Here is a 20,448-nt window from a genome sequence, read left to right as displayed (position 1 = left end):
GCCGCCGCGCCGTGCGCGCTGCGGCTGGGACGGCCCGGCGGGACGGGTGGGACGGTGCGGGTGGGGCACGGTGGACACCTCCGCGGGAGCAGCAGGGAGACCGGTCGAGAGACGAGTCGGATTCAGCTGATTCGACAGAACAGTAGGCCCATACGATCAGCGTTTGTCCTTACCGATCACTCGGCGCGCACCCGGTTCCCCCGTACGCGGTAACGTGACACCGATACCCGACCTTGAAGGACCACATGCCCGCCCAGCAGCCCGCAGTCTCGGTGATCATGCCGGTGCTCAATGAGGAGCACTACCTCCGCGATTCCGTCCGCCACATCCTGGAACAGGAGTATGCGGGCGAGATGGAGGTGGTGATCGCACTCGGGCCGTCCACGGACCGCACCGACGAGATCGCCGCCGAACTCGTCGCCGAGGATCCCCGAGTCCACACCGTCCCGAATCCCACCGGCCGGACCCCGGCGGCGCTCAACGCCGCCATCAAGGCCTCGCGTCACCCGATCGTGGTACGCGTCGACGGCCACGGCATGCTCTCGCCGAACTACATCGCCACCGCCGTCCGCCTCCTGGACGAGACCGGTGCGCAGAACGTCGGCGGGATCATGCACGCCGAAGGCGAGAACGCCTGGGAAGAGGCCGTCGCCGCCGCGATGACCTCGAAGATCGGCGTCGGCAACGCGCCCTTCCACACCGGCGGCCAGGCCGGACCGGCGGAGACCGTCTACCTCGGTGTCTTCCGCCGTGAGGCGCTGGAACAGCAGGGCGGCTACAACGAGGAGTTCATCCGCGCCCAGGACTGGGAGCTGAACTTCCGCATCCGCGAGGCCGGCGGCCTGATCTGGTTCTCGCCGGAGCTGAAGGTCCAGTACCGCCCCAGGCGCTCCGTCAAGGCCCTGGCCAAGCAGTACAAGGACTACGGGCGCTGGCGGCACGTGGTGGCCCGCTACCACTCGGGCTCCATCAACCTGCGCTACCTGGCCCCGCCGACCCTCGTCTGCGCGCTCGCCGCGGGCGTGGTCGTGGGCGTGGCGGTCACCCCCCTGGGCTTCGCCGTCCCGGCCGGCTACCTCGCGGCGATCGCGGTGGGCTCCGTACCGGCCGGCAAGGGGCTGCCGCTGAAGGCCCGGGCGCAGATCCCCGTCGCCCTCGCGACCATGCACCTGTGCTGGGGCTTCGGCTTCCTGACCAGCCCGCGGTCCCTGGCGAACAAGCTCATCGCGAGCCGCCGCCCGGCCGTGCACCGGGACTCCTCGCAGGTCTGACCCGCAGGTCCGGGACGTACGAAGGGGCCCGGCACGGCGGCTGTGTGAACAGCCTCCGCGCCGGGCCCCTTCCGCGTGCTCAGGAGGGCCGGGGACCCGTTACCAGGTGAAGCCCGGCTGGATCGGCATGCAGGCCTTGTCGTTGTCGCCGTTGAGCGCGTGGGCGGACGTCGGGGCCACGGTCGGGGCGGGCGGCGGCGGGGTCGGCGCGTCGCCGGTCCGCCAGTCCTTGCCGACGAACAGGACGATCCCGGCAACCTGGTCGGACTTCTGCACCGAGGTGGCGGGCAGGCCCAGCGCGGTGGCCACGGCCGCCGCGTCGGCCGCCTGGCCGTCGGTGGCGAAGCGGACCACCGTGGTGTCCTCGGCCCCGGTCTGGGTGTCGGCGCCGGCCTTGGTGAATCCCTTGGCGGCGAGCAGCGCCGCCACGTCGTTCGCCCGGTTCTTGGCCCTGACCTGGGCGCCGTCCTTGCCGCCGGTGGAGTTGCGGACGCTGACCACGATCTTCGCCGGGGCGGCGGCGGGTGCGGTGGTCGGGGCGGTGGTCGGCTGCTGGCCCGGGGCGGACGGGGAACCGCTCGCGCCAGGTGAGGGAGAGGCGCCGCCCTCCGGGGTGCCGGAGCCCTTGCCGTCGAGCGCGATGTCCTCGCGGACCATCCGGAACAGGTCCTCGGCCTCGCCCGCCATGGGCTCGACGCGTCCGTCCATACCGGGCTTCGTGCTGTAGACCCAGGGCATGGTGGTCATGGTGATCCGCCCCGGCGGAACCTTCTTGAGCTCCATGCTGAGGTCGTACAGCTTGTCGATCTTGTTCAGGCCGGTGTCCACGACCATGGCCTGGATCGCCGCCTGCGCCAGGCTGTTGAGCTTCACCGGGTTGGTGAGCTTGGCGTTCTTGCGGAACTCCCGGGCCATCGAGTTCATGTACTGGTGCTGGGCGTGGGTGCGCCCGATGTCGGTGCCGTCCTCGAAGCCGTAGCGGGTGCGCAGCCACTGCAGGGCCACCTCGCCCTGGATGATGTTCTCGCCCTTCGGCAGCTTCAGGCCCGAGCCCTTGCCGTCACGGGTGCGGGAGTGCACGTTCTGCTCGACGCAGACCGGGACACCGCCGATGGCGTCCGCCATGGACACCACACCCTTGAAGTCGATCATCATGAAGTGATCGATGGGGATCTTGGTCAGCTCGGTCCACGCGGCGACGGTGCAGCCCGGTCCGCCGCGCTGGAGGGACTCGTTCGTCTGGACGAGCCCCTTGCTGGCGGGGTACACCTTGCCGCCCGGCTCGGTGCACTTGGGCATCATCAGCATCGTGTCGCGCGGCATCGACACCACGGACATGTTGCTGCGGTCGGCGGACAGGTGCAGCAGCATCTGCACGTCCGCGAGGGGCGGGCCGTCGAAGGTGTTCGTGGCCCCGCCCAGCGCCTGGTTCTCCGCGTCGTCGCGCGCGTCGGAGCCGATGAGCAGGATGTTCAGCGGGGTCTGCCCGAAGGCGTTGGGCTTGGAACCGCCCAGTTTGGTCTCGCCGAGGTTCAGCGCGTCCGTCTGGATGCTGCCGTTCAGATGGCGGTAGTACAGGTATCCGGCCGCCGCCGTCCCGAGTATGAGCAGGGACAGGACGGAGGACACCCAGCGCAGCACGCGCCGCCGCCCCCGTCTGGTGGGGCGCTGGCGGGCGGCCGCACGCCGGACGGCCCTGGAGCCGCCCCGCGGTGCGGGCACCACGCCGGGCGCGTCCGCCGCGCCGCCGGGTATGTCCCCGGCGGCCTGGGCGGTCGCCCCCTCCCCCCGCACGCTGCTGTGCCTCACGCGTCCCCCCTCAAGATCCTTCTTGGTCGTCTGTGTGCCGGTGCGACCGGCTGCGTCCCGCTACTTGGCGCAGATCGCCTTGTCGGCCTGGGCCTGCTGGACGTCCTCGGGAAGCTGCTGCGGGGCCGGCGCCCCGAGCGGTGCCCCCGGCTTGTCGAAGTCCGGACCCAGCGTCAGCTTCATCGGGGCCTTCGCCGCCGCGTCCGCCGTCCCCATCTTCAGCGCGGTGGCCGGCAGCCCCAGGGCGTCCGCGAGCGCCCGGGCCTGGTCGGCCTGGTTGGGCGCGTACTCCAGCTGCGTGGCCCCGACCTTCGCCGGGGCGTTGCCCTGGTTGCTGGCCTTGGACATCCCCTTGGTGTTCTGCAGCCAGTTCAGCGTGGTGGAGGCGGCGCCCGAGGGCCCGCCGCCGTTGTACACGCTCACCCGTACGTCGGTCGCGGGCGCCCGGTTGCCCTGGAGCAGCGCGTCCTGCTTGGCCTTCGCGTCCGCGTCGGCCGCCTCCTTCGCCGCCTGCTCCTTCTTCTCGACCTCCGTGAGCGAGACGTCCCCCCGGATCATCTGCAACAGCGGATCGGCCAGGGACTTCTCGACGACGACGGTCGCCTTCTTGCCCTCCGGTTCGGCCGGATTGTCCTTCACGGGCAGGGTGGTGAAGGTGACGTTCTTCGTGTCTATGTTCTTCAACTCACCCGCCAGGTCGGTGAGCTTGGAGATGGACCCGATCCCCGAGTCCACGCCCAGCGACTTGGTGGCCGCCTCCGCGAGGGACAGGAACTTCTTGGGACTGGTCAGCGTCTCCTTGGACTTCATCTCACGCATCATCGAACCCAGGAACTGCTGCTGGATCCTGATCCGGTCGAGGTCGCTGTTGTTGCCGAAACCGTGCCGGGTACGGACGAAGGCGAGGGCCTGCTCGCCCTCCAGCCGGTGTTCGCCGGGTCCCAGCTTGAGGTGGGAGCCCTCCTCGTCGTTCACGGCCTTGTCCAGGCACACCGGTACGCCGCCGACCGCCGTGCTCAGCGTCTTGACGGCGTTGAAGTCGGCCATCATGAAGTGGTCGACCTCGATCCCGGTGAGTTCCTTGACCGTGCGCATGGTGCAGCCCGCGTCGCGGCCCTCCTGGCCCAGGCTGGTGTTGAAGCGGGTGTTCTTGACGGGCGGGATCGTCTTCGTCGAACCGTCCGGCTGCTTCGTCGGGCAGGCAGGGATGTTGGTGATCAGGTCGCGGGGGATGGACAGCGCGGTCGCGTTCGTCCGGTCCTTCGAGACGTGGAACAGGATCGTCGTGTCGGCGTGGCCGACGCTGTCCTTGTCCCCGTAGCCCTCGTTGCCGGCGCCGCTGCGCTTGTCGGTGCCGATGACCAGGATGTTGATGGGCTGGTCCTTCTTGAAACCGCCCGTGCCCGCTCCCGCGACGTCGGTGACGCTGAGGTTGCCGTTCAGGTGGTCGTAGTAGAGGTACGCCGCCGTGGCGCCGCCGACCAACAGGAACGCCAGCGTCCCGCTGGTGATCAGCAGCGCCTTCTTACGGCGTCCGCCGCCACCGCCGCCCTTGCGGGAGCGACCGCCGCGCCGGCCGCCGGGCGGGCCGTCGCCGCGGCGCGGCTTCGGTACGCCGGGGGAGGGGGCGGTGGGAGCGGCAGGGGCCGAGGCCGATCTGCGGGGCGCGCCGACTCTGGGGCGCGGCTGCGCCTGCGCAGCGGAGTCGCCCAGTTGCAGTTCGTAGTTGCCTGTGCGGGGATTGAGCACCCACTGGTCGGCGGGGTCGATCTCGTCCGCCCGTCCACGGCTTTGCGCATCCACGGTTGCTCGAATCCTCCGTCGGTGCCTCGCGACGCGCCTCCCCCAGGCGCCCGGTCAACGATCCGGCTGCTGGCGCCCGGTCTCTGGTCCGGCCGGGCACCGGATCGCTCACCCTATCCGCCCTGTTCGGCCGCAAACCATGCTGGTGACAAATTCCACTCCCCTTATAACGGGGTGAACCGCCCATCCCACTCGGTTCGGTCACCGGCTTTTGGGATTGCTTTACCGGCAGTCGGCGTTCTCCGCCGTGGTGCCGGTAAAGGTGGGGACGGGAACGGAGGGTGTCACGGTTCCACCGGTGGCCGTCCCCGCCGTCGTCCCGGCCGTCGCGGCCGGTTCGGTGCCGTCCGTGGGTGCGGGCGTGAGCGCAGGTGAGGGCGTGGTCGAGGGGGTGGCCGAGGGCGTGGTCGAGGGCGTGGCCGAGGGTGTGGGTGTGGGCGTGGTCACGCCCTCCGGCGGGGCGACCGTCACCGGCCGGTCCGTCCGCAGCTGCTGGAACAGCCGCGCCGCGTCCGGCTCCGCCAGCTCGTCCCGGTTCGGGTCGGCGGAGTAGGGCCGGCGGGGCACGGTCAGGAACTTCACCTGGTCCGTCGGTATGTCCCGTATGCCGCGCACGAGTTCGTACAGGCCGCGCAGGGAGGCCAGCCCGGGGTCCGTGGTCACCGAGGAGGTCGCCGCGTCCAGCAGCGGGTACAGCCGCGCCGGATTCAGCAGAACCCCGTTGCTCTTCACCTTCTTGACGAGCGAGCCGAGGAACTGCTGCTGGCGCTCCATCCGTTCGGTGTCACTGCCGTTGCCCAGGCTGTACCGGGCACGGACGAAGCCCAGCGCCTGCTCCCCCTGGAGGGTCTGCCGCCCGGCGGCCAGCCTCAGCTTGGCCTCGGAGTCGTCCACCGGCTCCTTGAGGCAGATCTCGACCCCGCCGATGGCGTCGACCATCTTCTTGAACCCGCCGAAGTCGATCACCATGTGGTGGTCGACCCGGATCCCGGTGAGCTTCTCCACGGTACGGATCGTGCAGGCGGCCCCGCCCCACTGGAACGCCCAGTTGAACTGCGCGAACCGATCGCCGGTACGGCTCCCGTCCGCCTTCAGGCAGGGCGGGATCTCCGTCATCAGGTCCCGCGGTATCGACACCGCCGTCGCGCTCCTGCGGTCCTCCGGCAGGTGCAGCAGGATCGTGGTGTCCGAGCGCTCGGTTCCCTCGTCCTGACCGTACGGGGCGTTGTCCTTGCCGGAGCGCGAGTCCGAGCCGATCAGCAGGATGTTCTGGGAGCCGGTGGCGAGGTGCGCCGGGCGGTCGCGCTCGTAGCGGCCCAGCTCGGACGCCGCGGAGGTGTCCTCGGTGATGTTCCCGTCGAGCTTGTTGTAGAGCCACCAGCCGGTGGCGGCCCCCGCCAGGACCAGGAGGGCCAGCCCGAGGCCGATCCAGCGCAGCAGCCGGCGCCGGCGGCTGCGCGGGGGCCGTCCGGCTCCCGCGTCCGCACCGGTGTCGCCCGGTATGCCTGCGCTGCCCGTCACTGGCGTCCGTCCCCTCGCCGCTACGACCTCAGGCCCGGCCGTACGGGTGGGTGCGGCCACTGCCGATCCTGCCCCCGGGCCGCCGGAGCAGCCTGGGGGCGGGGGCCTGTCTAGGGCCGTCCGGGTGACAAATCGCCCGTTCCCGCGGTTGAGCAGTGTGGGTGACGGGCGCAGGGACTGCGCCCTTGACGGCCCGGGCGGAGACCGGGAGGGACCGCGCGGCCCGCGCGGCCCGGGCGGCGGCGGACGGTCTACAGGGTGTGGGTGACGCGCTCGCTCTCGGTCCGCTGGGCCAGCGCCGGCGCCGACAGCCGGTCCAGGTTCCGGCACAGCACCACGGACCCGCCCGCGGCCAGCGGGGCGTAGAGCCCGGCCGAGAGCCCGTCCCAGGTGTCGTAGCCGAGCCCGGTCAGCACCCGCGCGTCCGCGCCGAGGCCGAGCTTCGCCGCGTCCTCGCGGGCGCGGTCGGTGAGCGCCGCGTACGAGAGCTCCTCGCCGCCGACGACCAGCCCGGCGTCATCGGCGTGCACCGGCGCGAAGGGGGCGAAGCGGTCGCCCTGGCCCGGCACCTCCACCGCGTAGTCCACGTACCCGGCCGGCGGCGCCTGCGGGAACCGCCCGCCCAGCGGCCGCAGCGCGAGCGCCACCCGCTCTCCGGGGCACGCGAGACCCTGCTCCAGCGTGTCCGGCCCGCTGACGACGAGGTCCGCACCGGCCGGGTCCCCGCCGATCTCGGCCACGACCCCGACCGAGGCGCAGGCGAGCAGCCAGACCGCGCTCTGCCAGTGCGCCGGGAGCAGCAGCGCGAGCCGGTCACCGGGCTCTGCGCCCAGGTCGCCCTGGAGCAGATTGGCGGTCTTGGCCACCCAATTGGCGAAGGTCGCGACGGACAATTCGACGCGCTCGCCGGTGGCATCGTCGTAGAAGGTGACGAGCGGGCGGCCCGGATCGGCGGCGAGCGCGGATCGCAGCAGGTCGGCAGGGGTGCGGTCAGTGGCGTTCACCCGGCACAGGGTACGCGGGCCCGTCCCCCGTACGGGGGCCGCCGGCTCCACCGTACGGGGGAGGGGTACACGGCCGGCCACCGGACGCACCGTCAGTTCTCGGATGGCGCCGGGCCGTGCGGGTGTTCACCATCCTTTTCATGCGTGGATTCCTTGCTTCCTCGATCGGCGTCGCGACGGCCGCCGCACTGGCCCTGCCCCTCGCGCTCCCTACTCCGGCCCTGGCCACTCCTTCCACGGGCGCGGTCGCTCCCGTGACCCCAGGCGGGTCCACCCAGTCGCTGCCGCTCGTCCCCCTGGGACCCTCGGCGGACCGCACCCCCGGCGTCCCCGGCATGAGCGCCTCGCCCCGCGTGCCAGAGACGCAGGGCCTGGACGCCCGCGAGGTCAAGACGTTCTCGCTGGTCGGCGTCGTCTGGGACGACGCCGGCACCGAACTCAACGGCCGGGTCCAGGTCCGTACCCGCTCCGCCCGCACTGCCGCCTGGTCCGACTGGCAGGACGTCGAGATCCACAACAGCGAGCACGCGGCCGACCCCGGCGCGGCGGAACGCGCGTCCGGCCGCGTCCGCGGCGCCACCGCCCCGCTGTGGGTCGGCGCGTCCGACGGCGTCGAGGTCCGCGTCCAGGCCGAACCCGGCGCCCCGTCCACCCGCCCGGGATCCCGGCTGCCCTCGGGCATGCGGATCGAACTCGTCGACCCGGGCGCGGACGTGCCCGTCAGGGTGGCGGACGGCAAGAACGGCGGCCCGGTGGGCGACGACAAGGGCGAGGTGGTCGCCCCCGGCATGACGATGGAGATGGCCGAGTCCTCCGCGGCGAACGTGCCGCACGCCGCGCTCGGCGCCGACGAGATCCCGGAGCTGAACAAGGCCGACTCCACCGCCGACGCCGTCTTCGCGAGCGACGGCGAACTGACCGCGGCGGCCGCACCGTTCATCGGCCCGCGCCCGCGCATCGTCACCCGCAAGGGGTGGGGCGCCGACGAGTCCCTGCGCGAGAGGGCCTTCGTCTACACCAGCACGGTGAAGGCGGCCTTCGTCCACCACAGCGCCTCCGGCAACAACTACGCCTGCAAGGACGCCCCGGCGGTGCTGCGCAGCCTGTACCGCTACCACGTGATCAGCAGCGGCTGGCGCGACCTCGGCTACAACTTCGCCGTCGACAAGTGCGGCACGGTCTACGAGGGCCGCGCGGGCGGTGTCTCCAAGGCGGTGCTCGGCGCCCACACCATGGGCTTCAACACGAACAGCATGGGCGTGGTGGTGCTCGGCACCTACACCTCGGCGGCGCCCCCGGCGGTGGCGGTCGACGCGGTCGCCCGCCTCACGGCCTGGAAGCTCGGCCTCTTCGGCCGCGACCCGCGCGGGAAGACGACGCTGACGTCGGGCGGCGGCAACCGCTACCCCAAGGGCAGGAACGTGTCGATGAACGTCATCTCGGGCCACCGCGACGGCTTCGCCACGGAATGCCCGGGCAAGAAGCTGTACGGCAAACTCCCGACGACGCGGACGAGCTCGGCAAAACTCCAAGGCCGCTAGCCCCCGGCGGTCCGCAGTTTCACTCCGCATGGCCCGGCCCCGCCGAATCCAGCCTCGCCGGCGTTTGAGGCGCGGGGTGCGGGGCGGAGCCCGGCGGGGTTCGGGGTGGAGCAAGCGGCAGGGCTACGCTCGACGCATGGCCGGCCGCTTCGATCCACTCACCCGTACCGCCGTGCGCGGCGGCCGCACCGACGTCCCCCCGGGCCGAGGCGCCGGCGCCGGCGTCGGCGTCGGCGCCAAGGAACGCCGGTGGACCCCCGACGGCCCCCTCGACCTCGGCCTCACCCTCGGCCCCCTCAGACGCGGCCCCGCCGACCCCACCTTCCGCACCACCCCCGACGGCTCGCTCTGGCGCACCGCCCGCACCCCGCAGGGCCCCGCCACCCTCCGCGTGGCCCGCGCGGGCGAGCAGGTGCACGCCGAGGCCTGGGGCCCCGGCGCCGACTGGTTCCTCGAACAGCTCCCCGTGCTCCTCGGCGCCGACGACGACCCCGCCGCCTTCGTCCCCCGCCACCGCCTCGTGCACGCCAGCCACCGCCGCCGCCCGGGCCTGCGTCTCACCCGTACCGGCATGGTCCTGGAGTCCCTGATCCCCACGGTCCTGGAGCAGAAGGTCACCTCCGACGAGGCCTACCGCTCCTGGCGCCGCCTCGTGAGGCAGTACGGCGAGCCCGCGCCCGGGCCGCAGGACCTGTACGTCGTGCCCGACGCCCGCACCTGGGCCATGATCCCGTCCTGGGACTGGCACAAGGCCGGGGTCGACGCCAAGCGCTCCGCCACCATCGTCCGGGCCGCCCGCGTGGCGAACCGCCTGGAGGAGGCCGCCGCCATGGCCCCGGCCGAGGCCGTGCGGAGGCTGGAGGCCGTTCCCGGCATCGGCCCGTGGACCTCCGCCGAAACCCTCCAGCGCAGCAACGGCGACCCCGACGCCGTGACCACCGGCGACCTCCACCTGCCCGGCATCATCGGCTACGCCCTCGTCGGCGACCGCGACACCGACGACGACGCCATGCTGGAGCTCCTCGCCCCGTACGCCGGGCAGCGCCACCGCGCCGCCCGCCTCATCCTCCTCGCGGGCCACACCCCGCCCCGCCGCACGCCCCGCATGCCGCGCAGCGACATCGGCCGGCTCTGACCCACTGACCCGCCGGCCCGAGGACTCAGCGGACCTCGATGAACTCCTCCGCCGTCCGGACCGGCCGGCCGGCCGGAGCCGAGGCCGGGTGGCCCACCGCCACCGCGCCCATCGGGTCCCAGTCCCGCGGCAGCCCCAGCACCTCCCGCACCACGTCCCGGCAGAACATCGTCGAGGACACCCACGCCGACCCCAGCCGCTCGCCGGCCAGCGCGACCAGCAGGTTCTGCACGCCCGCGCCCATCGCGACCACGAACATCTCCCGCTCCGCCGCGTCCCGCCGCGCGTGCCCGTAGTGGTGCGCGCCGTCCGTCACCAGGCACGGCACCACCAGGTACGGGGCGTTGCGCAGCACGTCCCCGCGCCGCACCCGCTTCGCCACGGACTCCTCGGACTTGCCGTCCGCGCGCAGGTCCGCGATCCACGCGTCCCGCATCGCGTCCAGCAGCTCCGTCCGCGAGGCCTCGGACTCCAGCAGCACGAACCGCCACGGCGTCGTGTGGTGCGGGGCCGGGGCCGTCACGGCCGCCGCCACCGCCCGCCGTACCGCGCCCGGGTCCACCGGCTCCGCCGTGAAGGCCCGTACGGTACGGCGCTGCGTGACGGCTTCCCGTACGGCCTCCGAGGTGCCCAGCCGGAACATGTCGTCGGCGGGCGTGCGCACCAGGTCCCGGGCCGAGGAGCCCTCGCCCAGGACGTGGGCCAGGCCGCGCACGACGGCCACCGGCAGCCCGGCGGCCTTGCCCTTGACCAGGTCGCCGGCGGCGGCCAGCTCGTCCGCGGTCGCCACCACCGTCGCGCTCAGCGGATTGCCGTGCGCGTCCGTGCCCCCGCGCAGGTCGTCCAGGACCCGCACGCCGGCCGAGCCGATCGCCACGTCGGTGAGTCCGGTGCGCCACGGCCGCCCGAAGGTGTCGGTGACGACCACGCCCACGTCCACGGAGAGGACGTCGCGCACGCCGGCGCGGATCGCGGCGGCCGAGGCGTCGGGGTCCTCGGGCAGCAGCAGCACCGTGCCGGGGGTGGTGTTGGAGGCGTCCACCCCGGCGGCGGCCATCACCAGGCCCTGCCGGTTCTCGACGATGCGCAGGGGGCCGCGGCGCGCGACCACCCGTACGGTCTCCGCGTCTACGGCGGCCTCGCGCGAGTCCGCCTCGACGATCCGGCCCTCGGCCTTGGAGACGATCTTCGACGTGACGAGCAGGACGTCCCCGTCGCGCAGGTCGGGCGCGGCCGTCGTGATCAGCTTCGCCAGGTCGTCGCCCGGCCTGACCTCCGGCATCCCGCCGACGGCCCGCACCTCGTACGAAGGCACGCGTCCGGTGGTCGGCTCCGTCACCGGGAGGCCTCCGCCAGTTCCAGCGCGGCCCTGGCCATCTCGGCGGTGGCCTCCAGGTCGGTCATCATCAGCGGCACGGCGCGGCAGGTGATCCCGGCGGCCTCCACCTCGGCGACGGCGTCCGCGTCGGCGGTGTCCACCAGCCAGCCGTCGAGCAGCCCGGTCCCGTAGTGCAGGGCGACCGCCGCGGCCGTGGCCTCGACGCCGACCGCGGCCAGCACCTTGTCGGCCATCCCGCGCACGGGCGCGCCCCCGACGATGGGGGAGAGGCCGATCACGGGCGCCGCGGCGGTGGCCACGGCTTCCCGGATGCCGGGCACGGAGAGGATCGTCCCGACCGAGACCACGGGGTTCGACGGCGGGAAGAGGATCACGTCGGCGGCGGCGATGGCCTCCAGCACGCCGGGCGCGGGCTTGGCCTGCTCGGCGCCGACGGGTACGACGGCCTCCGCGTCCACCGCGGCGCGCAGCCGGACCCAGTACTCCTGGAAGTGGATGACCCGTCGCTCTCCCGTCCCGGCCTCGGTGATCGCGACGTGGGTCTCGACCCGGTCGTCGGACATGGGCAGCAGCCGCACCCCGGGCTGCCAGCGGTCGCAGAGGGCCTCGGTGACGGCGCTCAGCGGGTAGCCCGCGCCGAGCATCTGCGTACGGACGATGTGGGTGGCGAAGTCGCGGTCGCCGAGGCCGAACCAGGTGGGTCCGACCCCGTACGCCGCGAGCTCCTCCTTGACGGTGAAGGACTCGTCGGTGCGGCCCCAGCCCTGTTCCTCGTTGATGCCACCGCCGAGGGTGTACATCACCGTGTCGAGGTCGGGGCACACCTTGAGCCCGAACAGGTGGATGTCGTCACCGGTGTTGCCGATGACCGTGATGTCCGCGTCGGGCAGTGCCGACTTGAGTCCGCGAAGGAACCGGGCGCCGCCTATACCGCCGGCCAGAACAACAATGCGCATGCGGACAGTCTGTCAGCGGAGCGACGGACGGGTCAGGCGGGTACGGACTCGGACTCGGCCGGGGAGCAGCTGTGCATCGGCATCTCGGTCAGGCCGGGGAAGTACACGTGCAGGCTGACCGCGCCGTCGAGGGTGTCGTTGACGACCTCGTGCGCGAAGCCGGGGGCGAGGACGCGCTGGGTTCCTGGGCGGTGGGTGAGCCGTCCGCGTGAAGTGTGCTCGGTGAGCTCGCCTTCGAGCACGGTCAGGACGCCGGAGGAGGCGCCGTGGTCGTGCGGGCCGCTGCCCTGGCCGGGGACCCAGCTGAGCAGCCAGACCTCGTAGCCGGGGCCGGTGCGCAGCCGGTGGTACCAGCGCGTGGTGGCGTCGTAGCGGACGAGGTGCTCCCAGGAGGCGCGGTCCTCGGCGATGGAGCGGGCGAGGCCGACGAACTCGGCGATGGTGGCCGGGTGTTCCCGGGCGGGCTGGAGGAGGTGCTGGACGGCGAGGATGTCGCCGGCGATCTGCAGGTCGCTCTCGACGGGCGCTGCGGGCGCTGCGGGCGTCAGGGGCGCGGGAGCGGCAGGGGCGGCGGCAGTGGGGGTGGCGCTGTACGTGCTGTTCATCGTGGGGGTTACCTCGACGGATGTCAGTCGTGCTGGCGGTTGCTGTGGGGGCGGGCCGGAGCTCACGGGAGCCGGGGCTCCGGGGGCATCAACAGCTGCAACAGCAACAGCGAACCTGGGCAGCGCACAGGAACCCACGAATGGGGGTCCGGGTGGCGGCTGCGGGCGCTGACATGCGAACAAGGAGAACGGTTCGGAGGTCGGACTGTCAACCCAATGTCCGCTTTGGGGTAAAAGTTTCACCTCATCCGGTTACTGTGCGCGGAGAAAGGTTTGTGCAATCTCCGGCAGGGGATGTGGCGCTGTGCCAGGGCACAAACCCAACCCGTCATCTCGTGACCGGAATGTGATCTGCGCCGCTTCTCCGGCCGGATCGCAACCCCGCCCCCAGGGGGCACGTGGATAACGGGTGAAGGGGGGAGTCTCGCGACACCTGATGCATGTGTCACGATTTTTGGCGATATGAACACTTTCTGCATACGCTTGGTTCCGCAGAGTGAATAAGGGGCCCAATAGCAGATCCCGGCTTGACTGCTCCGGAGCCACGCACTTGTAATTTCACTCGTGTCGTTACGTAGCGATCAGTAACGGCATCACCACGGGGACGCACAGACAGAGCGAGGGGCGCACATGACCGAGCTGTTTCAGGAACTGCTGGTCGAGGAGGCGGACGAGGAGCTCGGATGGCAGGAGCGCGCTCTGTGCGCCCAGACCGACCCCGAGTCCTTCTTCCCCGAGAAGGGCGGCTCCACCCGCGAGGCCAAGAAGGTCTGCCTCGCCTGCGAAGTCCGCTCCGAATGCCTTGAGTACGCCCTCGCCAACGACGAGCGATTCGGCATCTGGGGCGGTCTGTCCGAGCGCGAACGCCGCCGGCTGAAAAAGGCAGCGGTCTGAAACGGCCGGGGCACCACCGACCCGGCACCCACCGCACAGCGCACGACATATCGCACGTACGAAAGACATCACAAAGACATCACACAGAGCACGTCAAACGGTCCGCCTCCTGCACCTTCCCCGCAGGAGGCGGACCGTTGTGTTGCCAGCCGTTAGGGTGGGGCGCTGTCCAGCAGCCTCCGAGGGCACACCACCCCCGGACCCTCCCCCCGGCCCCGTCCGGAGGGACCCCCAGGCCGGAGGGCCAGTAGCGCGATGTCCCTGCACAGCCAGTCGGCGGCCTCCCACCAGGCCCCCGCCACACCCGAGTTCCCCCGGCACGTAGTCACCGCGGTCCTCGTCGCCCATGACGGCGCCCGCTGGCTGCCCCGGACACTCGCCGGCCTCCTCGGCCAGGAACGCCCCGCGCAGAACCACATCGCCGCCGACACCGGCAGCGCCGACGAATCCGCGCGGCTGCTCACCGAGGCCCTCGGCGACGACCGCGTCCTGCACCTCGCCCGCCGCACCGGATTCGGCACGGCCGTGGACGAATCCGCCCGCAGCGCGGGCACCCTGACCCCCGAGGACCTCCCGTACCTCAAGCGCCCCAGCGGCTGGGACCCCGTCAGCCGCACCTGGCGCGACGACACGTACGACCTCCCCGAACTCCCCCACGGCGAACCCGTCCAGTGGCTCTGGCTCCTGCACGACGACAGCGCCCCCGAACCCGACGCCCTCACCGAACTGCTCCGCGTCGCCGAGGAGAACCCCGACGCCGCCGTCATCGGCCCCAAACTGCGCGGCTGGTACGACAAGAAGCAGCTCCTCGAAGCCGGCGTCACCATCGCCCGCAGCGGCCGCCGCTGGACCGGACTCGACCGCCGGGAACAGGACCAGGGCCAGCACGACCAGGTCCGCCCCGTGCTGTCCGTCTCCACCGCCGGCATGCTGGTCCGCCGCGACGTCTACGACGACCTCGGCGGCTTCGACCGCCGCCTGCCCCTGATGCGCGACGACGTCGACCTGTGCTGGCGCGCCCAGAGCGCCGGCCACACCGTGCTCGTCGCCCCCGACGCCGTACTGCGCCACGCCGAGGCCTCCGCCCGCGAACGCCGCACCGTCGACTGCGCCGGCCGCACCGCGGCCGGCCCGCACCGCGTCGACAAGGCCGGCGCCGTCTACACCATCCTCGCCAACAGCTCCGGCCGCGCCCTGCCCTACGTCCTGCTGCGCGTCCTCCTCGGCACCGTCCTGCGCACCCTCGCCTACCTCATCGGCAAGGCCCCCGGCCAGGCCGTCGACGAGATCACCGGCCTCCTCGCCACCCTGCTGCGCCCCGGCCGGATCCTCGCCGCCCGCAAGGCCCGCCGCCGCCCAGCCGTCCCCGCCGCCGACCTGCGCCCGCTCTTCCCCCCGCCGGGAGCCTCCCTGCGGGCCAACGCGGAACAGCTCGCCGGCTACTTCGGCGGCGACCGCGACACCGACGTCGCACCCGCCGGCCGGCACGGCGGAGGCAGCATCCTGACCGCCCCCGGCGAGGACGGCGACTACGCCGTGGCCGAGGAGCGCTTCGCCCGCCTCAAGCGGATCGCCCGCAACCCCGCGCCGGTCCTCTTCGGCCTCCTCCTGCTCGTCTCCCTCGCCGCCTGCCGCGGCCTCGTCGGCGGCGGCTCCCTCATGGGCGGCGCCCTGCTGCCCGCCCCCGACAGCGGCCCCGACCTCTGGCGCGCCTACACCGACGGCTGGCAGGCCGTCGGCACCGGCTCCACCGCCTCCGCGCCCCCCTACCTGGCCGTCCTCGGCGCCCTCGCCACCCTGCTGTTCGGCTCCACCCAGGCCGCACTGACCCTGCTGCTCGTCGGATCCGTCCCGCTCGCCGGCCTCACCGCCTACTTCGCCTCCCGGCCGCTCGTCGAGTCCCGGCTGCTGCGCGCCTGGGCCGCCGTCGCCTACGCCTTCCTCCCCGCCGTCACCGGAGCCCTCGCCGGCGGCCGCCTCGGCACCGCCGTCCTCGCCGTCGTACTGCCGCTCATCGCCCGCTCCGCCGTCGCCGCCTTCGCCCTCGGCGGCGGCGAGTCGAGCGCCGACAAGCGGGGCAGCTGGCGCGCGGTGTGGACGTACACGCTCCTGCTGACCCTGGCCACCGCCTTCACCCCCGTGGTCTGGCCGCTCGCCGCCCTCCTCGGGACCGCCGCGCTCGTCCTGCGCCGCGCGCACTGGAAGGCGTACGGCCCCCGGCTGCTCGCCACCCTCGCCGTCCCGCTGCTCGTCCTCGCGCCCTGGTCGATCGGCCTGCTCACGCACCCCGGCCGCCTCCTCCAAGAGGCCGGACTGCCCTACGGCACCGGCGCCGCCGGCGCCCTCGACCTGCTCGGCATCAACCCCGGCGGCCCCGGCACCGGAGCCGGCCTGCTGCTCGCCGGCATCGTCCTCGCCGCGCTGGCCGCCCTGCTGCGCACCGACCGCCAGTTCGCCGTCCGCACCGCCTGGGCCGCCGCCCTGGCCGCACTGCTCCTCGCCGTCCTCGCCAACCGGACCGCCTGGGCCGGCCCCGCCACCCTCGTCTACGGACTCGCCCTGCTCGCGGCCGCCGCGCTCGGCGCGGACGGAGCCAAGGAGCGGGTCGCCGCCCGCAGCTTCGGCTGGCGCCAGCCACTGGCCGCGCTCATCGCGCTCGCCGCCGCCGCGGGCCCGCTGGTCGCCGCCGCCACCTGGATGATCGCCGGCGCCGACGGCCCGCTGGAGCGCCGCGACCCGGTCCAGGTCCCGGCCTTCGTCGCCGACGCCGGCGGCGACGACAACCAGACCCGCACCCTGATCCTCGACCTGGACCCGCCCGCCACCGTCTCCTACAGCCTCGTCCGAGGCTCCGGCGGCCGCCTCGGCGACGCCGAGATCACCGCCCGGACCGGCGGCGACCCCCGCCTCGACAAGGTCGTCTCCAACCTGGTCGCCGGCTCCGGCGCCGACCAGTCCAGCCAGCTCAGCGCCTACGCCATCCGCTTCGTGATGTTCCGCCCCGGCGGCCCCGAAGAGATCCGCCGCGTCCTCGACGCCACCCCGGGCCTGAGCCGGCGCCACCAGCAGGACGGCACCTCACTGTGGGGCGTCGAGCCCTGGCTGCCCCGCGCCGTCATCGTCTCCGGCAAGCAGGGCGAGGCCCCCATCCCGGTCGCCGCCGGACCCGTCGAGGCCCACGGCAAGATCCCCTCGGGCGAGGCCGGCCGCGTGCTGCGCATCGCCGACCGCGTCGACGCCGGCTGGCAGGCCACCCTCGACGGCAAGCCCCTCAAGGCGAAGACCCTCGACGGCTGGGCGCAGGGCTTCGAACTCCCCGCCGCCGGCGGCCGCCTCGACCTCGTCCACGAGGACTCCCTCCTGCAGAGCGCCTGGTACTGGGCGCAGGGCCTGCTCGCCCTGGTCCTGCTGGTGATGGCCCTGCCGGGCCGCCGCGCCCAGCTCGACGACGACCTGCCCGAGGAGGAGGCCGCGATCCCGTCCCAGCCCGGCCCGGGCGAGGCCGGCGAGGGCCGCCGCGCCCGCCGGCTGCGCGCCGAGGCCGAGCCCGCCCCCGTACCGGTGGAGACCGCCGCGGTCGCCGACCCGTACGCGCAGATCCCGGCGCAGCCGGTCTACGGCGAGGAGTCGTACGCCTACCAGGCCTACGGCGACCAGGGCGGTTACGCCTACGAACCGCAGCCCCAGCAGCCGATCCCGTACGAGCAGTACCCGGGATACGACCAGCAGGGGCAGCAGGGACAGCAGGGGCAGCCGGGACAGCAGGCCTACGAGGCCCCGTACCCGCAGCAGCAGTACCCGTACGAGCAGTACGAGCAGTACGACCCCCACGCACCGTACGACCCCCACGCACCGTACGACCCCCACGCACCGCACGACCCGCGTCCTGACGGGAGCCCCCAGCAGTGAAGCAGCGCGCACCCCTGACGCTGGCCGCCGTGACCGCGGCGCTGGCCGCCCTCACCGGCATTGCCGCCCTCACCGCCCCCGCCGCCGACGGCAGGACCGCCGACGGCAAGGCGGCGGCCGCGGCCCGGATGCCGGTGGAGCGGTCCCTGCTGGTGTGCCCGGGGCCCAGCTCCTCCGACATCGCGGAGACCACGTACACCTCCTTCACCCCCGGCGCTCCCGCCGGAGAGGGCAAGGGCTCGGCCCGGCTGCTCGGCGCGACCAAGGACGCCAAGCCGGTGCTGGAGGCCAAGGAACCGGGCAAGCCCGTCGGGGCCACCGCCAACGGCGCCGACGCGCCCGCCCTCACCGGCAGCGCCGACGGGGCCCTCGCCCCCGGCTGGACGGCCCAGCTGACCACCAAGGTCTCGGTCGGCCGGGCCCGCGGCGTGCTCGGCGTCGGCTGCACCGCGCCCGGCACCGACTTCTGGTTCCCGGCGGTGAGCACGGCCAAGGGCCGCGAGGACTACGTCCACCTCACCAACCCCGACGACGCCGCGGCCATCGTCGACATCAAGCTCTTCGGCCCGGATGGACTGGCCAAGCCCGAGGGCGGCACCAGCGAGAACATCCGCGTCGACCCCAAGTCCACCAAGACCGTCCTGCTCTCCTCCCTCGTCCCGAGCGCCCAGCTCGCCGACGCCACCGCCCACGTGACGACCCGCGCGGGCCGGGTGGGCGCCTCGGTGCAGGTCGCCGAGGAGGGCGTGGGCGCCGACTGGCTGCCGGCCTCCACGGACCCGGCGGGCTCGCTGGTGCTGCCGGGCATCCCGGCCGACGCCGCCTCCGTACGGCTCGTGGCCTTCGTACCGGGCGAGGAGGACGCGGACCTGAAGGTGCGCCTGGCGGCACCCGGCGGCGCGATCAGCCCGGCGGGCAGCGAACAGCTGCACGTCAAGGCCGGTATGACGGCCGTCCTGGACCTCAAGGACCTGACCCGCGGCGAGGCCGGTTCGCTGCTGCTGGGCCCGGCCGACGCCAAGAAGGCCGCCCCGGTCGTCGCGGCGGTACGGGTGGTCCGCGGCAGCGGCGCCAAGCAGGAGCTCGGCTTCGTCCCGGCCGCCGGACCGGTCGGGACCCGGGCGACCGTGGCCGACAACCGCCCCGACGAGAACACGTCCGTGCTGTCGCTGACCGCCCCCGCCGCGGACGCCAAGGTCAAGGTGACGGCCTCGCCGGGCACCGGCGGCGGCGAGCCGGCCTCCCAGGAGGTCACGGTCAAGGCCGGCACCACGCAGACGCTGTCCCTGGCCCCGGCCGGCGGCAAGGGCTCCTACGCGCTCACCGTCGAGACCCTCTCGGGCGGCCCGGTCCACGCGGCCCGCACCCTGTCCCTCCCGGCCGACGGCATCGCGATGTTCACCGTCCAGACCTTGTCGGACGACCACTCCACGGTCGCCGTCCCCCGGGCCGCCCAGGACCTCTCGGTCCTGACCAGGTAACCCGGCTCCACCGGACGACGAGGCGGGGACCCCCACGGGTCCCCGCCTCCGTCACTCCTGCCCGTACCGCGGATCCACGGTCTCGGGCGACAGCCCGAGCAGCTCCGCCACCTGCTCCACCACGATCTCGTGGACCAGCATCGCCTTCTCGTCCCGCGTCTTCGTACGGATCTCCACCGGCCGCCGGAAGACCACCACCCGGGCCGGCCGCCCCTCACGCGACTCCGACACCGCACCCAGCGGCACCGCCTCGTCGTTCCAGCCGCCGTCCGCACCACCCGGCGGACCCGGAACGTCACCGACGAGGAACTCCACCTCGCCCAGCTGCGGCCAGCGCCGTTCCAGCCGCTCCACGGAGTCCCGTACGAGGTCCCCGAACAGCTCCGCCCGGCTCGCCGACAGCGGCACCTGAGGAGGGGCCACCGGCCCGCGCATCCCTCGTCCGTGCCGGTCCCGCCGGCGCGGACGCGGCTCGGTGGGGGCCCCTGCGGGGGGCTCGCCGGGGCAGGGAGGCAGAGGGGTGTCCATCACCCCCGCAGGGTATCCCCGAGGACGACACGGGGGAGTGAGCGGCGGTGGAGTCGTCGCGGCCCGGTCAAGAGTGCGGTACCGTCCAACGTCGTGAGCCTTGTACGTCGCTGTTCGCGCACCGCGTGCGGCCGCCCTGCCGTCGCGACACTGACGTACGTCTACGCCGATTCGACCGCAGTTCTCGGCCCGCTCGCCACCTACGCCGAACCCCATTGCTACGACCTGTGTGCCGAGCACTCGGAGCGCCTGACCGCCCCGCGCGGCTGGGACGTCGTCCGCCTGTCCGACGGCTCCGGGCCGTCCCGCCCCAGTGGCGACGACCTCGAAGCCCTCGCCAACGCGGTCCGCGAAGCCGCCCGTCCGCCCGGGCGCGCGGCCGAGGCCGGCGGCTCCGGCCAGGGCCGCCCGGTCACCGGCGAGACCCGTCGTGGACACCTGCGCGTCCTGAGATCGCCCGATTCCTGACGCCCCGCTCGCCTCGGAAGGCGCTTCTGGTTCAGGGTAGGTTTGCCGAACCGCACAGAACCTCAGGAGGGCAGGCAGTGGCCGCAGATCTTTCGAACATCGTCAAGGCGTATGACGTGCGTGGCGTTGTGCCGGACGAGTGGGACGAGTCCTTGGCGGAGCTGTTCGGTGGTGCGTTCGTGGA

At 73.2% G+C, this 20,448-nt stretch carries 15 protein-coding genes; 7 read left to right on the top strand and 8 right to left on the bottom strand.

What is annotated here, in order from left to right:
• The first annotated feature begins 245 nt into the window (after positions 1–245).
• Positions 246–1,271, top strand: a complete 1,026-nt coding sequence (locus AB0D29_RS37010) for a glycosyltransferase family 2 protein (RefSeq protein WP_362860249.1) — start codon at positions 246–248, stop codon at positions 1,269–1,271.
• A gap of 99 nt (positions 1,272–1,370) precedes the next feature.
• Here AB0D29_RS37010 and AB0D29_RS37005 read toward each other — a convergent pair whose 3' ends face one another.
• The 4 genes from AB0D29_RS37005 to AB0D29_RS36990 form a co-directional block, all read right to left on the bottom strand.
• Positions 1,371–3,080: an LCP family protein gene (locus AB0D29_RS37005; RefSeq protein WP_362860248.1), complete on the bottom strand. Its 1,710-nt coding sequence runs from the start codon at positions 3,078–3,080 to the stop codon at positions 1,371–1,373.
• Positions 3,081–3,140: 60 nt separating this feature from the next.
• The gene (locus tag AB0D29_RS37000; RefSeq protein WP_362860247.1) at positions 3,141–4,883 is read right to left on the bottom strand and encodes an LCP family protein; all 1,743 of its coding nucleotides are present in this window, start codon (positions 4,881–4,883) and stop codon (positions 3,141–3,143) included.
• A 222-nt stretch (positions 4,884–5,105) separates the two neighbouring features.
• A complete protein-coding gene (locus AB0D29_RS36995) occupies positions 5,106–6,386 on the bottom strand; it encodes an LCP family protein (RefSeq protein WP_362860255.1) in 1,281 nt (426 codons plus the stop codon).
• Between the two features lie 269 nt (positions 6,387–6,655).
• Positions 6,656–7,408: a TIGR03089 family protein gene (locus tag AB0D29_RS36990; RefSeq protein WP_362860246.1), complete on the bottom strand. Its 753-nt coding sequence runs from the start codon at positions 7,406–7,408 to the stop codon at positions 6,656–6,658.
• Positions 7,409–7,548: 140 nt separating this feature from the next.
• On the opposite strand from AB0D29_RS36990, the gene AB0D29_RS36985 reads away from it, so the two are divergent.
• Complete coding sequence (locus AB0D29_RS36985) at positions 7,549–8,949, top strand: peptidoglycan recognition protein (protein WP_362860245.1); 1,401 nt, start codon at positions 7,549–7,551, stop codon at positions 8,947–8,949.
• Positions 8,950–9,085: 136 nt separating this feature from the next.
• The gene (locus AB0D29_RS36980; protein WP_362860244.1) at positions 9,086–10,084 is read left to right on the top strand and encodes a DNA-3-methyladenine glycosylase 2 family protein; all 999 of its coding nucleotides are present in this window, start codon (positions 9,086–9,088) and stop codon (positions 10,082–10,084) included.
• A 25-nt stretch (positions 10,085–10,109) separates the two neighbouring features.
• Here the strand turns inward: AB0D29_RS36980 and AB0D29_RS36975 are convergent, their stop codons facing one another.
• Genes AB0D29_RS36975 through AB0D29_RS36965 form a run of 3 tightly spaced genes read right to left on the bottom strand, consistent with a single transcriptional unit; the run spans position 10,110 to position 12,984 of the window.
• Positions 10,110–11,423 (bottom strand): coenzyme F420-0:L-glutamate ligase, encoded by a 1,314-nt coding sequence (locus tag AB0D29_RS36975; protein ID WP_362860243.1) that lies wholly within the window; start codon positions 11,421–11,423, stop codon positions 10,110–10,112.
• The gene (gene cofD / locus AB0D29_RS36970) at positions 11,420–12,379 is read right to left on the bottom strand and encodes a 2-phospho-L-lactate transferase (RefSeq protein ID WP_362860242.1); all 960 of its coding nucleotides are present in this window, start codon (positions 12,377–12,379) and stop codon (positions 11,420–11,422) included. Before cofD ends, AB0D29_RS36975 begins: the two co-directional genes overlap by 4 nt.
• Before the next feature lie 32 nt (positions 12,380–12,411).
• Complete coding sequence (locus AB0D29_RS36965) at positions 12,412–12,984, bottom strand: cysteine dioxygenase family protein (protein WP_362860241.1); 573 nt, start codon at positions 12,982–12,984, stop codon at positions 12,412–12,414.
• 630 nt (positions 12,985–13,614) lie between these two features.
• On the opposite strand from AB0D29_RS36965, the gene AB0D29_RS36960 reads away from it, so the two are divergent.
• From AB0D29_RS36960 to AB0D29_RS36950, 3 genes are all read left to right on the top strand, one after another.
• Positions 13,615–13,878, top strand: a complete 264-nt coding sequence (locus tag AB0D29_RS36960) for a WhiB family transcriptional regulator (protein ID WP_003983763.1) — start codon at positions 13,615–13,617, stop codon at positions 13,876–13,878.
• A 255-nt stretch (positions 13,879–14,133) separates the two neighbouring features.
• Entirely contained in the window at positions 14,134–17,787 is a 3,654-nt protein-coding gene (locus AB0D29_RS36955) for a glycosyltransferase (RefSeq protein ID WP_362860240.1), read from the top strand.
• Positions 17,784–19,268 (top strand): DUF5719 family protein, encoded by a 1,485-nt coding sequence (locus tag AB0D29_RS36950; RefSeq protein WP_362860239.1) that lies wholly within the window; start codon positions 17,784–17,786, stop codon positions 19,266–19,268. Before AB0D29_RS36955 ends, AB0D29_RS36950 begins: the two co-directional genes overlap by 4 nt.
• Positions 19,269–19,319: 51 nt before the next feature.
• Here the strand turns inward: AB0D29_RS36950 and AB0D29_RS36945 are convergent, their stop codons facing one another.
• Entirely contained in the window at positions 19,320–19,796 is a 477-nt protein-coding gene (locus AB0D29_RS36945; RefSeq protein WP_362860254.1) for a metallopeptidase family protein, read from the bottom strand.
• A 93-nt stretch (positions 19,797–19,889) separates the two neighbouring features.
• On the opposite strand from AB0D29_RS36945, the gene AB0D29_RS36940 reads away from it, so the two are divergent.
• Positions 19,890–20,264 (top strand): DUF3499 domain-containing protein, encoded by a 375-nt coding sequence (locus AB0D29_RS36940; protein ID WP_319734150.1) that lies wholly within the window; start codon positions 19,890–19,892, stop codon positions 20,262–20,264.
• The last annotated feature ends 184 nt before the right edge of the window (positions 20,265–20,448 follow it).

Source organism: Streptomyces sp. NPDC048424, from assembly GCF_040651555.1.
Classification (GTDB): Bacteria; Actinomycetota; Actinomycetes; order Streptomycetales; family Streptomycetaceae; genus Streptomyces.
The sequence above is the reverse complement of the archived record's forward strand: the minus strand, read 5'-3'. Positions and strand labels throughout refer to the sequence as shown.

Coding starts and splice junctions, on each gene's coding strand:
- AB0D29_RS37010 (WP_362860249.1), top strand. CDS start 246: ATGCCCGCCCAGCAGCCCGCAGTCTCGGTGATCATGCCGGTGCTCAAT.
- AB0D29_RS36985 (WP_362860245.1), top strand. CDS start 7,549: ATGCGTGGATTCCTTGCTTCCTCGATCGGCGTCGCGACGGCCGCCGCA.
- AB0D29_RS36980 (WP_362860244.1), top strand. CDS start 9,086: ATGGCCGGCCGCTTCGATCCACTCACCCGTACCGCCGTGCGCGGCGGC.
- cofD (WP_362860242.1), bottom strand. CDS start 12,379: ATGCGCATTGTTGTTCTGGCCGGCGGTATAGGCGGCGCCCGGTTCCTT.
- AB0D29_RS36965 (WP_362860241.1), bottom strand. CDS start 12,984: ATGAACAGCACGTACAGCGCCACCCCCACTGCCGCCGCCCCTGCCGCT.
- AB0D29_RS36960 (WP_003983763.1), top strand. CDS start 13,615: ATGACCGAGCTGTTTCAGGAACTGCTGGTCGAGGAGGCGGACGAGGAG.
- AB0D29_RS36955 (WP_362860240.1), top strand. CDS start 14,134: ATGTCCCTGCACAGCCAGTCGGCGGCCTCCCACCAGGCCCCCGCCACA.
- AB0D29_RS36945 (WP_362860254.1), bottom strand. CDS start 19,796: ATGGACACCCCTCTGCCTCCCTGCCCCGGCGAGCCCCCCGCAGGGGCC.